The following is a 15353-nucleotide window of genomic DNA, read 5'->3' on the forward strand; positions in this document are numbered from 1 at the left end:
ACTACTAAAACACCATTGCATCAGCATTTGAAGGATACAAAGCAACAAAATGTATTTATGGGGATTGCTAATTTTGAATTGTTAAATCTTTCTTTTCTAATCACAATTTTACATGAGATACCAAGTTGGCGGTAGCCTCCACAGTGACGATCCCAACTATGTTGTGCGTCAGGCAGACGAAAAACTTTATACCAGTCTGAAAGGTGGTGATTTTTGCTATGTATTTAACTCTCGCCAAATGGGTAAATCATCTTTACTACAGCGAATAAGTCGTCGTCTCAAGTCAGAAGGCTATAAATGTGTTTACTTAGACGTGACTCAATTGGGTAGTGAGGATACCACATCAGCACAATGGTATAAAGGAATCATTGTCAGCATATTCTATGGGTTAAATTTGGCGGAACACGTCAACTTTAAGCAATGGTGGGATATGCAAACAGGTCTTTCTCCTATACAAAAATTACACCAGTTTGTTGAAGAAGTGTTGCTGCCAAATCTGAATAGCGATTGTGAAGGAGATGGCCAAGCCAAAGGCATTTTCATCTTCATTGATGAAATTGATAGTTTACTGAGTTTGAATTTTCCTGCCAATGACTTTTTTGCCTGGATTCGTCATTGCTACAATCAGCAGACACACGCTCCAAATTTCCAACGCCTGGGATTTGCATTGTTTGGAGTCGCTAGTCCATCTGACTTAATTGCTGACAAATGCCGGACACCTTTTAACATTGGGACTGCTATAGAGTTATACGGTTTTCGAGTGCATGAAGCTAGCCCGTTGCTGAATGGGTTAAAGGAAGCAATCAGCCAACCAGAAGTGGTACTGCAAGAGGTGATTTTCTGGACAGGGGGACAACCGTTTCTAACTCAAAAACTCTGTCAGTTAATTATCAAAACTGCCTTAAAGACATCAGATCGAAAAATTGTCCTATCACCAAAAACTGAGGTGTATTGGGTAGAAGAATTGGTGCGATCGCACATTATCCAACACTGGGAATCACAAGATGAACCCGAACACTTCCGCACTATTCGCGATCGCTTACTTTTTAACAAACAACAAGCCGGACGGTTGTTAGCTCTTTATCAGCAGGTATTGCAAGCAGAGGAAATAGAGTATAGGGGGATGGGGGGATGGGGGGACGCAAAGAGGGAAGACACTAGCGACTCTTGCCGTATTTGTGTTTCCCAGTCTCCCGTGTCTACTGATGATAGTCGAGAACAGACAGAGCTTTTACTATCGGGATTGGTCGAGAAGCACAACGGCTATCTCAGAATTAAAAATCCGATCTACCGCAGTATTTTCAATACTGAATGGGTTTTAAAACAGTTAGACAATTTGCACCCTTACTCACAGCCATTCAATGGTTGGGTAGCATCGGACTTTCAAGATGACGTATTTCCGCCAGCAGCCCCACGCCATCCCAGAGGACGACGATGGGAAGAATGGCTTTATCGGTGATTGGGTGCGAGATTATTTAAAGACGAATATAACAGTAGAAAACAGCGATCGCTCTATTTGCAATCACACCTTTTTTGATCCATTTGAACCATAATCTCTTGTAAGATTAGATTTTTTCAAAACTAAAATCGAATTGTTTAATATTTTGGTTGTCTTCGCGTACAGGGATCGCTAATCCGCGTTTAAAATATTACCTTATTGTGTGTTCTCTATTCTAACTACCAATTTTGACTTCCTTATGGCTGCCACCACTTCTGCTTACCGAATTACTGATTTGTTCGCCGAACGAGCTAGAAATTTGACACCAGCAACTTATGGTACAGAGTTAACCAAAATCATCACCGTCAGCTTTGCCTACGATCTACCTGACCCAATTCTTTTTCCCCATGCTGACTTGGCTGCTGCAAGTGCTGCTGTGCTGGCAGAAGAGGCTCCCATCGCCCTCAATTATGGGCCACCTTCAGCCCAGTTGTATGAGCAAATTATCCTCCGGTTACAGGCTAAAGGAATCACAGCCGATCGCGATCGCCTGATCATTGGCTACGGTTCTGGTCAGATTTTGGGCTTACTACCAGATGTGTTTCTTGAACATGGTGATGTGGTAATTGTGGAAGGGCCAACCTTCTTGGGAGTAGTTAGTAGATTTATCCACGCTGGCGCACGCGTGATTACCATTCCTGTGGATGAGTTGGGGATGGATGTAGACGCCCTAGAAGTAACATTGAGCGACTTGCAGAAACAGGGCATTCGACCCCGATTTATTTACACCATCCCCACATTTCACAATCCCACAGGCGCGACTATGCCGTTATTTCGCCGCCAAAAGTTGGTAGCATTAGCGGCTGAGTATGGCGTGCTAGTGGTGGAAGACGATGCTTACAGCGATTTGCGTTTCCAAGGGGAAGTTGTGCCCTCCTTGGCAAGCCTCGACAAGGATGGGTGGGTGTTATACGTGAGTACCTTCTCGAAAATCATTGCACCTGGTATCCGCCTGGGGTGGGCTTGTGGCGATCCAGCAATTATTGAGCGGCTGGCAATGTTCAAAAGTGAGGGACCCGTAGGGCCATTTATCAGCCATGTGGTCGCCCGCTACTGTGGTACAGGCAAACTAGATTATCATATTCAGGAACTAATTGCCTGCTACAAGCATAAGTGTAATTTGTTGTTAGAAGCGATCGCTCACGAGTTTCCTAGTGATATAGTTGCTCTGCGACCAGATGGAGGCTTTTTCGTTTGGTGTAAATTGCCACCAGATATCGGCGCTAAAGCACTCCTAAAGGTTGCCACTGAACAGGGCATTAGCTTTCTACCAGGGACTCGCTGCTATGCCAATGGACAAGGAGATGATGCCATCAGGTTAGCTTTTAGCTTTCAACCAACCAAAAAGATTGTCGAAGGAATTGCGACTTTGGGGGCAGTGTTGCGCGGCTGGCGGTAATTCCTAATTCCTAGCTCGTTCCCAGTCTCAGACTGGGAATGCCCTCTGGAAGGCTCCGCCTTCCGTATAAACAGTAGAACCTTCTTAGAGATAAAAACGAGATTTAAAAAATTTGCTCTAAGCGCTGGAAATCGCGCTGCACTTCATACCAAAGACTTTTATTATGGGGGTCTGTCTTCAGAGCTTTCTTGAGATAAATTCTGGCTTTGAGCAGTTGTTTTTCGGAAATTAGCGCCCGTCCCCAAAGTTGATAAGCGATCGCTAGCCATTGGCGAACTTCTGCATCTGTTGACAAACGATCTGCTAAAGCTTCCGCCAGTGCGATCGCTTGAGGAAATCGTCTTTCTTGCAAAAATCGCTGCAATTGCTCATAAGTTTTCCATTTCAGCCGCTCTTCTATTTCCAACAAATTAGGCGGCTTTGGTTTCCCTGGTTCTTGGCTTGTCACCGTTGTTACTGGTGTTTTCTGCCGTTGCGTTGCCTTGGCATCATCACGCCCAGAGGTTGGCACCTGACTTGAATGTGCAACAGTTTCCTCTGGCAATACTACCGTCAGCAGCAGTTTGTAAGCCTCTGTCAAGGCAATAAACTTATCTTTGGCTTTGTTGTCATCTGGGTTGATATCAGGATGATATTGCTGCGCCAGTCGTCGGTAAGACGCTTTGATGTCAGCAAAAGAAGCTCCCGATCTTAAACCCAATAAACGGTAGCAATCTCCCAGATCCATCTTGAGCTATGAGCTATCGAATATCTAGCTTAGGCTATCAGCTATCAGCTTTAAGCCTAAGCTATTAATAATAAGGGCTAATTTGCTATTTTTAAGTTCAATGTTGACAGTTTGTTTATAAAAGGGCATTAGGCATTGGGCATTGGGCATTGGACATTGGGCAATTAATTAATTCTTCCCCTGCTCCCCCTGCCCCTCTGCCCCTCTGCCTCCCTACTCCCCTGTTACTACAGAAGTTCTTTCTTCAATCACACGGTCAATTAAACCGTATTCCTTAGCCTCTTCAGCAGACATGAAAAAGTCACGATCCATATCTTTTTCAATTTTTGCTATGGTCTGACCGGTTTTATCGGCATAAATCCCATTAAGCTGGTGACGAATCCGCAGAATTTCTCTAGCTTCAATTTCGATATCGGTTGCTTGTCCACGGGTACCACCGGAAGGCTGGTGAATCATAATCCGTGAGTGAGGCAATGCTAACCGTTTGCCTTTGGTGCCTGCTGCTAGCAAGAAAGACCCCATTGAAGCAGCTAAACCGACGCAAATAGTTACCACATCTGATTTGATATGTTGCATGGTATCAAAAATAGCCATGCCAGATGTAACCATTCCACCTGGGGAATTGATGTATAAATAAATATCTTTACCTGGATCATCTGAGTCCAGATACAGCATTACAGCAATAATTTGATTGGCGATTTCATCATCAATATCTCGCCCCAAGAAGATAATCCGTTCCCGGTAAAGGCGATCGTAGATGCTAATCCAATCTGTATATTGTCCTCCGGGCATCCGGTAAGGAACTTTAGGAACGCCTATAGGCATAATTTACTCCGTTTTTAATAATTTGGGGGCGGTAGAAAAGTTTGGAGTTAGAAGTTAAAAGTTAGGAGTTTTCAATAACTCATAACTCATAACTCATAACTAAATTAAAGGACACTGGCAGGAAGTGGGGGATTTGCAAGTTCTTCTTTCTCAAAAACTCGGTCAATCAGCCCATATTCCTTCGCTTCGTAAGGTGTTAGATATAACAGCCGATCCATGTCTTTAGTAATTTTTTCTGGGGGCTGTCCAGTGGTACGATGCAAGATATCAACTAATGCGCCTTTATTTACCAAAACTTCCCTAGCGCGAATTTGAATATCCGTTGCTTGACCTTGGGCGTAGCTCTTGGGCTGATGCAGGATAATCGAGGAGTGAGGTAAACTAGCGCGGCAACCTTTTGTACCAGCACTGAGTAGCATTGCTGCCATACCCATCGCGGAACCGACGCAAATGGTGTGAATCGGAGGCTTGATATATTTCATGGTGTCAAAGATGGCGAAGGCTTCGGTTTCAAAGCCAATGGGTTCGCCACTATAACCGGAAGTGCCGGTGGAGTTGATATAGATTTTAATCGGCTTTTCGGGGTCGTCGGACTGCAAAAATAGCAATTCGGCCACGATCAATTCGGTGACAGCAGGCACCAGTGGCATCCCAATATAGACAATTCGCTCCTTCAATAGAAGGGAAGGTAAATCTGGCGGCGGTGTCCGGTAGAAGTTATCGCCGTAATAAGGGGCTTGAACAGCCTTGATTGGGGAAATGTCCATAGCAACTGATCGCCTGAAAGTATGCCGTTAACTGTAATACATCCTAGCGCGATGCTAGCCTGACTCAAGGTGCGGATTTCTCCCTAATGCTTAAGGTGGCTTCGCATCTGCCAATGCTTGGCTTCTAAGATATTCTGATTATATTCATGTATTTAGGTTGGATAGGTTTTCCGTAGAGCTAAAGTAGTGCTTTGAAGTTATTTTTTAATATGTATATCCTGAATTAGGGACTTTAATTTATGAAGGTTAGTTTGCAGCCTGCCTTGAATGATGGTAATTTGGACGCGAATCAACTGAATAGTCAACGTCAGTTGGGAATTTCGATTTCGGCGATCGCAGAAAATCAAGATCGCCATGTACCCCTGAATTTATGCTTAATTCTCGATCATAGTGGCTCGATGAACGGGCGATCGCTAGAAACGGTGAAAAAAGCCGCGAATCGTCTGGTGGATAGACTCAATCCTGGCGATCGCCTCAGTGTTGTAGTTTTTGATCACCGTGCTAAAGTCTTAGTACCTAGTCAACTGATCGAAAATCCTGAGAAAATCAAAGAGCAAATTAATCGCCTAGCTGCCGATGGTGGAACTTCCATTGACGAAGGATTGCGCTTGGGCATTGAGGAGTTAGCAAAGGGCAAAAAAGATACTGTTTCCCAAGCCTTTCTATTAACGGATGGGGAAAACGAACATGGTGATAACAAGCGCTGTTTGAAATTTGCTGAATTGGCTGCCAGCTATAATTTGACTTTGAACACTTTGGGATTTGGTGACAATTGGAACCAAGATGTTTTAGAAAAAATTGCTGATGCAGCTCTTGGTACTTTATCTTACATTCAAAAACCCGAACAGGCTGTGGATGAGTTTAATCGTCTGTTCAGCCGGATTCAAACGGTGGGATTGACTAATGCTTATCTGTTATTCTCCCTAATGCCCAATGTCCGGTTAGCAGAACTCAAACCTGTTGCCCAAGTTTCCCCAGACACAATCGAGTTACCATTCCAACAAGAAGCGGATGGACGTTTTGCTGTGCGGTTGGGAGATTTAATGAAAGATGCGGAACGGGTAATTTTAGCTAATATTTATTTGGGACAATTGCCAGCAGGTGAACAAGCGATCGCTAATGTGCAAGTCCGCTATGATGACCCAGCCTCCAACCAGGTAGGTTTATTTACACCAAATATTGCAGTTTATGCTCATGTAGAGAAAAATTACCAAGCAGACCCCAATCCCCAGGTACAACAATCTATTTTAGCATTAGCCAAGTATCGCCAAACCCAGCTAGCCGAAACGAAATTGCAACAGGGCGATCGCTCTGGTGCCGCGACGATGTTACAAACGGCTGCAAAAACTGCCTTGCAAATGGGAGATAAAGGGGCGGCGACGGTGTTACAAACTTCTGCGACTCAGTTACAATCTGGTGGGGATTTATCTGAAAGCGATCGCAAGAAAACCAGAATTGTCTCAAAAACAGTTTTGCAAGATACCCCTCCTCAATGAAAGTTAAATTGCTATCGGCGTTAAATGACAATAATGTTGATGTGGCTCAAACAAGTAGCCAACGTCAACTAGCAATCACGATTTTTGCGATCGCTGGTGAGTTTGACCAAAATCTCCCCCTTAACCTCTGCTTGATTTTGGATAGAAGTGGTTCCATGCATGGACAACCAATTAAAACGGTAATTCAAGCAGTGGAAGGGTTAATCGATCGGTTGAAAGTTGGCGATCGCATCTCAGTTGTCGCTTTTTCCGGTTCTGCGGAAGTCATTATCCCCAACCAACTGCTCGAAGACCCCGAAAGCATCAAATCCCAAATTAAAAGCAAACTGACTGCTAGCGGCGGTACTGTAATTGCTGAGGGTTTGGAACTGGGAATTACAGAACTGATGAAGGGTACAAGAGGCGCTGTTTCCCAGGCGTTTCTGCTGACGGATGGGCATGGTGAAAGCGGTTTGCGAATTTGGAAGTGGGATATTGGGCGAGATGATCACAAGCGTTGTCTTCAACTTGCACAGAAGGCAGCCAAGCTGAACTTAACTATCAACACTTTCGGATTTGGCAATAGCTGGAATCAGGATTTGCTGGAAAAAATTGCTGATGTCGGTGGTGGAACTTTAGCCCATATTGAACATCCTGAAGAAGCTTTAGATCAATTTAGCCGCCTGTTTGGGCGGATTCAATCGATTGGGCTAACTAATGCCTACTTGCTGTTATCTCTAGTGCCCAATGTCAGACTAGCAGAATTAAAACCCATTGCCCAAGTTGCCCCAGACACCATCGAGTTACCAGTGGAACGCGAAACTGATGGTAGCTTTGCTGTGCGTTTGGGAGATTTGATGCAGGATGTAGAACGGGTAGTTTTGGCTAATATTTATTTGGGACAATTGCCAGAAGGTAAACAAGCGATCGGGCATCTGCAAATCCGTTATGATGATCCTTTGGTTAACCAGGAAGGCTTACTTTCATCCCTCGTACCAGTGTATGCAGATGTGGTGCGATCGTATCAACCAGCATCTAATCCCCAGGTGCAACAATCTATTTTGGCATTAGCGAAGTATCGCCAAACCCAGTTAGCCGAGGCGAAATTGCAACAAGGCGATCGCACTGGTGCAGCCACGATGCTACAAACGGCTGCTAAAACCGCTTTACAAATCGGAGATAAAGGGGCGGCGACAGTGTTGCAAACTTCCGCCACTCGCCTGCAAGCTGGCGAAGAACTTTCGGAAGCAGACCTGAAGAAAACTAGGATTGTATCAAAGACGGTTTTACAGGAATAGTAAAAATCCTGCGTTGCTGATTAACGATATGAAAGTTTCATGCCAAGGCGCAAAGCAAGAAAAAATATTTTATTCCTTAATTGAGCAACAAAGTAGTTGCATATTCCTAACTTATTGATTAACAACCACCGAAGAGTTTGACTTATGCTGATCCAGAAGATTGTCCAAGAATTGCAAGACATCCCTGAAGACAAACTAGCAGAACTTTATGACCTAATTCACTACTTTCGGCTAGGTTTAAGTCAAGAACGTACACAACCTCTTGCGGTGAGCGAAGTCGAACCGCGCACCCCTGGTTTATTGAAAGGACAACTCGGCGATGCTTTCTTTGAACCACTGCCTGAAGATGAACTCCAGCAATGGGAATGAGCTACCTCATCGACACCTATATCCTGCTATGGTGGCTCTTTGACGACCCAAAACTCCACACTGACTGCCGAGACATCATTCGCAACCCAGATCATCGCATTATTGTCAGTAGTGCTTCTGCTTGGGAAATTGCCACTGACCCAAGTTGAGTAAGAGGTGAAATCAAGCCTCTTACCGTAATCCCAAATTTGTAGATAGCGATACACCAAAATAAATGCGTGAATTACTTAAATAAACAAGCCAATTTAGTAAGTCAAACCTCTGATGAAACTTAACAGCACTGCTTTTGGTTGCCCTTCTTGGACTAAGGCAATCGCTTCTCGCTTAGAGTTGGCTTGTTGGATTAGCTGAGAAAGCTCTTGGTTGTCGCGTATATTTGCTTATAGCATATAATTTGCTGTTTTGAAGTCAGTTATAATTATATGTTACGCGATCGCCTATTTCCTTGTTCTTAAGTTATCAGCAAAACCTCTAGCAGTTACATAATTGAAGCGATCGCCTAAAAATTACGACTCACAGGAATAGCGATCGCCTTCAGGAGATAGATTGTTGATGCGATCACATACCGCAAAGCTTTTAGCAGATAGATAATTGAGGCGATCGCTCAAACAAATCAGTTTATCTAGCTTATGGGGCATATTTTTGTAAGAATTCGCTTGGAGTGAAACATTCAAATTCTTCAGTTTGCTCGACAAGTGCGCGAATTAGTTTGTAATTTCTGGATACAAAACATTTTGCTTTTCCTTGCTTGGCAGTCAGGTAAACACCTGCATCTTCACGGGGAATTATGCCAGCATCAGCGATCGCTTGAATATCTTTGTCTTCTACAAATATGAAATCTACTTTCAATTGCTGCCAAAGTCTTGTTAACAGACCACTTGACCAGTCTTTGTTTTGCAAGCGTTTACCAACTCGTAAGATTTGATCGATAAGTTCTTGAGAGAAGATAACTCTAGTTTGCTCATCGCTGTTTTCATCAATTACTAGCAAGGATAAAATTTTGCTTTCATCGCTGGCTAAATCAATAGCTCCCAGAATGTAGATATTTGTATCGAGAAATATTGATTTGGGCAAACTAGACTTTGATTTCACCGTCATTTAGCCTTTGCTCTCTTTCTGTGGATATTTCTTGTTTTACATCCTGAATAAGTTCCATAATTTTGTCGGTCGAGTCATAGCCAGATTTGGTAAAAAGTTGATGCGACATAGTTGCAAATCCTTCGTTTGATAGCTGTTCTCGGCGATCGCTAATCCCTATCAAATGTTGAAACATTGCGAAACTTAACAGCACTGCTTTTGGTTGCCCTTCTTGGACTAAGGCGATCGCTTCTCGCTTAGAGTTGGCTTGTTGGATTAGCTGAGAAAGCTCTTGGTTGTCGCGTATATTTGCTTCTAGCATATAATTTGCCATTTTGAAGTCAGTTATAATTCTATGTTACGCGATCGCTTATTTCCTTGTTCTTAAGTTATCAGCAAAACCTCTAGCAGTTAGATAATTTATGTAATATTCACCCTGTATAAGTATTTATCCTGTAATCTGCAAGATAATATATATAGCTAGCTCTCAACATAGCTATACGCAAATAAATCGAGACATGGCAATCTCAGTTTTCTATTCATGGCAAAGCGAACACCCTGAGTCTGTTAATCGGTACTTCATTCGAGATGCTCTGAAGGACGCAATGCGTGTAATTCAGCGAGAATATGGACTTGAGGAGCGACCATAAATAGATCACGATACAAGAGGAACACCAGGAATTCCAGACATTGTGCATACGATCTTCTCAAAAATCGAAGTGAGTTCTGCTTTTGTCGCTGATGTGTCTTTTACTTCGCAGTCTACTAAAGGCAGACTTTGTGCGAATGCCAATGTTCTTATTGAACTTGGCTTTGCACTGCATTCTCTTGGGGACGAGCGGCTAATCCTAGTAATGAATGACGTATTTGGAAGCCCCAAAGATCAAATGCCATTTAATCTTGCTGCCCGTCGTTGGCCAATCACTTTTACTCTGCCTTCTGATGCAGATAAGGAAACTCGCAAGTGTCTACCACCACTGCATTTTGCCGTTAAGTTTGTATGCTTCTAGCCTAGTTCGTTCCATCAAAAATGATTGACTTCGTTGTTGAGTTCCGAGAAGTTATCGGCAATTCTTTTCAGAATGTGTGCCGACACAAAGACAAATAATTGATAAGCGATCGCCTAAAAATCACGACTCACAGAAATAGCGATCGCCTAACTCCTCAAATCGCCAATATAAGCCCCAATTTGTTTAAGTCCCTGCAAAACTTGGATACGTTCTGATGTATTTTCAAGTAACCGATAAGTATGGGATCTAGTATATTGAGGAACATTTTGGTGGCGATCGCATTTCAAAAACAATACTTCTCTTCCGTTTGTAACCATTGCATAACAACTTGACTGTAAGTTGGGAGCGCTCAACAAATAAGTAAGTGCTTGGGGAATTCCCGCCGTAACGTCTAGTCTTGCAGGCTTTGACTCGATTACCAAAATCCAAAAACTATCTTGAATCACCAAAATATCAATCCTGCCTTGAACTGCAATAGCATTAGCTTCGTCTGCAACTTCGATATTGGTACTTACTTCTGCTTTTACCAAAAAAGGAAACTGATAGAAACCTGCTAAATCTAGCAATGGTGATATAACTACAAGCTTAACAATTTCTTCGAGAGGTGGTTCTTCTTGACTGAGATAGGTATAGTTTCGAGTGAGGCGATCTAGTCCTTGTAGTTCCGCTTCGGTTAGAGTCGGCGCATTATTTAACCATTCATCAAAAAAGCGATCGCTAGAGTCGAGTCTCAAGCCAAAAGTTTGACGGAGAGCGCCAAGGGTAAGGCTACTAGCATTTGTAATCACGGTTAAATTCTTCTAGTAATTACATGAAGTTTAAAAGTCTAGACATTTGATCTAGGCTCCAATACCTAATATACGATATATATAAGAGCAAAAGAGCGATCGCCTAAAAATCACGATTCACAGGAATAGCGATCGCCTTCAGGAGATAGATTGTTAATGCGATCGCATACCGCAAAGCCTTTAGCAGATAGATAATTGAGGCGATCGCCTAGAAATCACGACTCACAGGAATAGCGATCGCAATACATTACTCCCCTGAGTCGCAGATATTGTAGGGTTTGTTAATGTAACGCATCCAAACTTTACTTAGAGAACTCCACAAAAAAGATGATCCAACAATCCGAATGCGAATGACTGAAGGAGTAGTTGCTTCATCAAGTGCCAGCAATGTATGGAAATCTGCATCTAGTCTAGCAACAACACGTCTTTCTTCTCTAGCTCTCTGGATGATTTCTGCATCTTCAGCTTCAGACATCCCAATTTCACCGACATGGATAGTGTCGATACCTGCATTACGTAACAATGTTGCCGCAGAGAGTGGTAATCCCTGATCAAGCAACAGTTTCATAGCTGTTAGGTAGTTCAATGATGCGTTGGCTTTGCCCGCCGTAGGCATCGCTCAAGTAAGACGATGCAAAAATTAAGGCTTGGTGAATATCTTCATCTTCTAATTCGGGAAACTCCTGGCGCAGTTCTTCACGATTAGGGTAGGTAACTAATAACTCAATCACTCGACGAACTGTAAGCCGAAGATTACGAATAGAGGGCTGTCCATTCATGCGATTGGGATTGCTGGTAATGCGATCTAATTTCATGGAAGTAACCCTAGCTCCTGATGAAAATTATCGTCAATATATATTGCTATTGCTTCATGCCAAGTTAATGAGAAACGATTCTACTCCAAGCAAAATTTTATAGCAAGGAACAGGAAATAAGGCTTCTCCCACTGAAATAGAAAAATCGTTCAATAGCGAAGTATTGATTAACATCCACCGAAGAGTTTGACTTATGCTGATCCAGAAGATTGCCCAAGAATTCTTTCTGCTCATCAAAGAAGGAAGTATTACTCATACGCAACCCACTTATGTATTACTCTAATGTAGTAATTGTAGGTTGCGTAGAGCCTTTGGTCAAAGTAATAAAGTCCTAGACAACGCTCTTTTCAACAAATTTATCGGTCAAAAATCTGACTTCAAAGTTCCCAAAACGGGCGCTACCTCAACCTCGGAAATTTGCGGAACCAAGAAACCATTAGCATAAATCTGGGGATTTGTTTGCGAGACTATGGCATAAGACTGGCGAAGATTAGCATTGACTGCGACTGTCTTCACATCGTACATCTGCATTGCCATCTTGGGATAGAAACCAATACCGATAATCATCAGCAGAAAACAGGCAGCGATAAATATCTCACGGGGTCTAGCATCGTCGTAGACTGCATCTTCTGGCACGAAGCAGTCTGTACCAAAACAAACTGTTCCGTCATCTTCTTGATTTTCCAAGCCGGCATTATTAACGTCGCAGATCAGTGCTGCACCCTGACCATAAAATACCTCTCGCAGCATGGAAAGTAGATAAATCGGTGTGAGGATGACTCCAACGGCGGCGAGGAAAACTGTGACGGTGCAGAAAGTCGAACTGTAAACGTCACTGCTTGTTAAACCAACAAATACCGATAGTTCCCCAGGAAAACCACTCATACCGGGAAGTGCTAGAGATGCCATTGCTCCCATTGTAAATAGGGCAAAGACTTTGGGCATGGCTTGACCAATACCGCCCATATCTTTCATTACCATTGTGTGGGTGCGATCGTAAGTAACACCAGCCAAGAAGAACAACACCGATGCAATCAAACCATGCGATATCATCTGCAACATCGCGCCGTTGATTCCCAAATCAGTGAATGACGCAATGCCAAGCAGCACAAACCCCATGTGAGAAATCGACGAATAAGCTAAACGCCGCTTCATATTGGTCTGAGCAAAGGAGTTCAATGCACCATAGATAATGTTGACAACACCGAGAATTGCTAGAACCGGCGCGAAGTAAATATGTGCATCGGGGAGTAGTTCAAGATTTAGGCGAATCAATCCATATCCGCCCATTTTTAGTAATACGCCAGCCAAAATCATCGATACAGGAGAAGATGCTTCACCGTGGGCATCAGGCAACCAGGTATGCATGGGGAAAACAGCAAGCTTGACACCAAATGCAATCAACAACCCTGCATAGAGTAGCAGTTGCAAACCAAGGGGATATTCCTTTTTGGCGAGGGCGGTGATGTCAAATGTCATATTACCGCCGCCGTATAACCCCATTGCCAGGGCTGCCACCAAAATAAATATAGAAGCGGCTGCGGTATACAATAAAAATTTCGTAGCCGCATAACGACGCCTTTGCCCACCCCAAATGCAAACTAGTAGGTAGACGGGAATCAGCTCTACTTCCCACATAATGAAAAATAGCAGCAAGTCTTTGGCAACAAACACCCCTACCTGTGCCGAATACAGCACCAGCATTAAAAAATAGAAGAGGCGGGGACGGTGATCAACTTGCCAAGCCGAAAATATCGAGAGTGTGGTGACAAATCCTGCTAGAAGCACAAGTGGCGCTGAAAGTCCATCGACTGATACCGCCCAGTTAAAACCTAACTGAGGCACCCAGGCATAATTTTCGACGAGTTGAAAACTAGCATTACTGGGGTCGTAATGTTTCCAAAAGGCGTAGCACATCAAGGCAAAGTCTGCAATACCGACACCTAGTGCATACCACCGCACGCGCTTACCATCTTTATCAGGCAGCACAGGGATGAGCAGGGAAGCAACGAGTGGCAGCAAGACAATTGCGGTAAGCCAGGGAAATTGATCCGCTATCATGTATATGAGGAAAAATACTTATTTGTCAATTATGTCATTGTACTAAACTGTGTAACGATTTCTTTATAAATCTTTGTCCCAGGTAATGGCTTTAATTAAAAAACAATTGACTGGGGAGTGAGGAGTTGGGAGTTGGGGAAGAAAGATTTTTAATTGCTCATGGTACTAATCCAGCACGCAAGGCACGAACAGCAGCTTGTGTCCGATCAGCAACACAGAGTTTATTGAGAATACCTCGAACATGGGTTTTTACAGTACCAACTGTCAAATAGAGCCTTTTAGCAATTTCGGCGTTGTCACACCCAGCGACAATTAACTCTAAAACATCCATCTCTCTATTAGTTAAAGGATAGCCGACTATACTTTTCTCAATATCTGGGTCAATACCTTCAATCATGACTCTTTTTCCAGATGCCCCTTTGCTAGCATCGGGGAAATCTTGACGTATTTGTTGTAGTACAAGGTCTGCGATCGCTGGATCGATCCATGAGCTACCTGAGTATGTCGTTTCCACAGCCTCTACTAGTTTCTCAGTTTCTATATCCTTCATGCAATAAGAATCTGCACCTGCTGCAAAAGCTGCTAAAACTGCTTGTTCACTATTCTGCATCGTTAAAATTAGCAGCTTTGTGGTATAATCTTCGTTCTCTGCTTGATATTTCCTAAATGTGCGTGTTAGTTCAATACCATCCATATCAGGCAAACCGATGTCAATAGTAGCAACATCTGGCTTGAGACTTTTCAGAAGCTTGATACCATCGGTTGCATTGGCTGCTTCACCAACAATGTTAAACTCTGGCTGGGTTTGTAAGGCAGATCGTAAGCCGATTCTTGTCAGGTTGTGATCTTCAATCACAAGGATCTTGATTTCACTCATAGTTGCTTAACTTGACCGTTATTTATCTCAAGTACAGATTAAAATAATCTCGTTCTTCTATTCGGGATTTTATACAAAAAGCAATGCGTTTGGTATTATTTCCCTAAGTTCATCTACCATTAGACATAAATAACCTTATCTCGTAAGCCTTTCTCAGGCAAGAGTTTTGATATGATCATCTAATTCAATCAAAAAATATTTGAATACATTAACCTGATGATAGATGTTTTATGGTAAACAATTTTTAATCTAAAAACAGCTACAGTTATTAATTTATACACTTAATTAGTAATTTTTAGTATAATTACTTAGATAAAATGTTTAATTTAGGAAACTTTAAAGGAAAATGTGAATCTTTAATAGTCTC

18 protein-coding genes are annotated in these 15353 nt (G+C 42.9%); 7 read left to right on the forward strand and 11 right to left on the reverse strand.

What is annotated here, in order from left to right:
* Positions 1-112 precede the first annotated feature (112 nt).
* Both V7K50_RS17360 and V7K50_RS17365 read left to right on the forward strand, forming a co-directional pair.
* A complete protein-coding gene (locus V7K50_RS17360; protein WP_334962096.1) occupies positions 113-1459 on the forward strand; it encodes an AAA-like domain-containing protein in 1347 nt (448 codons plus the stop codon).
* Positions 1460-1697: 238 nt separating this feature from the next.
* The gene (locus tag V7K50_RS17365) at positions 1698-2897 is read left to right on the forward strand and encodes an aminotransferase-like domain-containing protein (RefSeq protein WP_334962098.1); all 1200 of its coding nucleotides are present in this window, start codon (positions 1698-1700) and stop codon (positions 2895-2897) included.
* 103 nt (positions 2898-3000) lie between these two features.
* Here V7K50_RS17365 and V7K50_RS17370 read toward each other — a convergent pair whose 3' ends face one another.
* From V7K50_RS17370 to V7K50_RS17380, 3 genes are all read right to left on the reverse strand, one after another.
* Positions 3001-3624 carry a J domain-containing protein gene (locus V7K50_RS17370; protein WP_334962100.1) on the reverse strand — a complete coding sequence of 208 codons (624 nt, stop codon included), beginning with the start codon at positions 3622-3624 and terminating at the stop codon, positions 3001-3003.
* A 213-nt stretch (positions 3625-3837) separates the two neighbouring features.
* On the reverse strand, positions 3838-4449 hold the full coding sequence (locus V7K50_RS17375; protein ID WP_334962102.1) for an ATP-dependent Clp protease proteolytic subunit: 612 nt from the start codon (positions 4447-4449) through the stop codon (positions 3838-3840).
* Positions 4450-4553: 104 nt separating this feature from the next.
* On the reverse strand, positions 4554-5216 hold the full coding sequence (locus tag V7K50_RS17380) for an ATP-dependent Clp protease proteolytic subunit (RefSeq protein ID WP_069072491.1): 663 nt from the start codon (positions 5214-5216) through the stop codon (positions 4554-4556).
* Between the two features lie 239 nt (positions 5217-5455).
* Here V7K50_RS17380 and V7K50_RS17385 point away from each other — a divergent pair, with 239 nt between their 5' ends.
* From V7K50_RS17385 to V7K50_RS17400, 4 genes are all read left to right on the forward strand, one after another.
* Complete coding sequence (locus V7K50_RS17385) at positions 5456-6712, forward strand: vWA domain-containing protein (protein WP_334962104.1); 1257 nt, start codon at positions 5456-5458, stop codon at positions 6710-6712.
* A complete protein-coding gene (locus V7K50_RS17390) occupies positions 6709-7989 on the forward strand; it encodes a vWA domain-containing protein (RefSeq protein WP_334962106.1) in 1281 nt (426 codons plus the stop codon). The genes V7K50_RS17385 and V7K50_RS17390 overlap by 4 nt, the downstream gene beginning before the upstream one ends.
* 144 nt (positions 7990-8133) lie before the next feature.
* Complete coding sequence (locus V7K50_RS17395; protein WP_334962108.1) at positions 8134-8358, forward strand: hypothetical protein; 225 nt, start codon at positions 8134-8136, stop codon at positions 8356-8358.
* Positions 8349-8507 (forward strand): type II toxin-antitoxin system VapC family toxin, encoded by a 159-nt coding sequence (locus V7K50_RS17400; protein ID WP_334962110.1) that lies wholly within the window; start codon positions 8349-8351, stop codon positions 8505-8507. The genes V7K50_RS17395 and V7K50_RS17400 overlap by 10 nt, the downstream gene beginning before the upstream one ends.
* Positions 8508-8864: 357 nt before the next feature.
* Here V7K50_RS17400 and V7K50_RS17405 read toward each other — a convergent pair whose 3' ends face one another.
* From V7K50_RS17405 to V7K50_RS17415, 3 genes are read right to left on the reverse strand one after another with little or no spacing between them, the layout of a single operon-like run.
* Complete coding sequence (locus tag V7K50_RS17405; RefSeq protein ID WP_334962112.1) at positions 8865-8996, reverse strand: hypothetical protein; 132 nt, start codon at positions 8994-8996, stop codon at positions 8865-8867.
* A complete protein-coding gene (locus V7K50_RS17410) occupies positions 8986-9456 on the reverse strand; it encodes a hypothetical protein (RefSeq protein WP_334962114.1) in 471 nt (156 codons plus the stop codon). Before V7K50_RS17410 ends, V7K50_RS17405 begins: the two co-directional genes overlap by 11 nt.
* Positions 9434-9757, reverse strand: a complete 324-nt coding sequence (locus V7K50_RS17415; RefSeq protein WP_334962116.1) for a hypothetical protein — start codon at positions 9755-9757, stop codon at positions 9434-9436. Before V7K50_RS17415 ends, V7K50_RS17410 begins: the two co-directional genes overlap by 23 nt.
* 370 nt (positions 9758-10127) lie before the next feature.
* On the opposite strand from V7K50_RS17415, the gene V7K50_RS17420 reads away from it, so the two are divergent.
* Positions 10128-10445, forward strand: a complete 318-nt coding sequence (locus V7K50_RS17420; protein ID WP_334962117.1) for a hypothetical protein — start codon at positions 10128-10130, stop codon at positions 10443-10445.
* Positions 10446-10591: 146 nt separating this feature from the next.
* On the opposite strand, the gene V7K50_RS17425 is transcribed toward V7K50_RS17420, so the two are convergent.
* From V7K50_RS17425 to V7K50_RS17445, 5 genes are all read right to left on the reverse strand, one after another.
* Positions 10592-11233 (reverse strand): restriction endonuclease subunit R, encoded by a 642-nt coding sequence (locus V7K50_RS17425; RefSeq protein WP_190963742.1) that lies wholly within the window; start codon positions 11231-11233, stop codon positions 10592-10594.
* 247 nt (positions 11234-11480) lie between these two features.
* Positions 11481-11801, reverse strand: coding sequence for a DUF5615 family PIN-like protein (locus V7K50_RS17430; RefSeq protein ID WP_334962119.1), 321 nt, complete (start codon positions 11799-11801; stop codon positions 11481-11483).
* Entirely contained in the window at positions 11785-12048 is a 264-nt protein-coding gene (locus tag V7K50_RS17435; RefSeq protein ID WP_334962121.1) for a DUF433 domain-containing protein, read from the reverse strand. Before V7K50_RS17435 ends, V7K50_RS17430 begins: the two co-directional genes overlap by 17 nt.
* A 363-nt stretch (positions 12049-12411) precedes the next feature.
* Positions 12412-14109 carry an NAD(P)H-quinone oxidoreductase subunit 4 gene (locus V7K50_RS17440; protein WP_334962123.1) on the reverse strand — a complete coding sequence of 566 codons (1698 nt, stop codon included), beginning with the start codon at positions 14107-14109 and terminating at the stop codon, positions 12412-12414.
* Between the two features lie 157 nt (positions 14110-14266).
* Positions 14267-14986 (reverse strand): response regulator transcription factor, encoded by a 720-nt coding sequence (locus V7K50_RS17445; RefSeq protein WP_334962125.1) that lies wholly within the window; start codon positions 14984-14986, stop codon positions 14267-14269.
* Positions 14987-15353: the final 367 nt, after the last annotated feature.

Origin of the sequence: Nostoc sp. (assembly GCF_036917135.1) — a bacterium.
Classification (GTDB): Bacteria; Cyanobacteriota; Cyanobacteriia; order Cyanobacteriales; family Nostocaceae; genus Nostoc.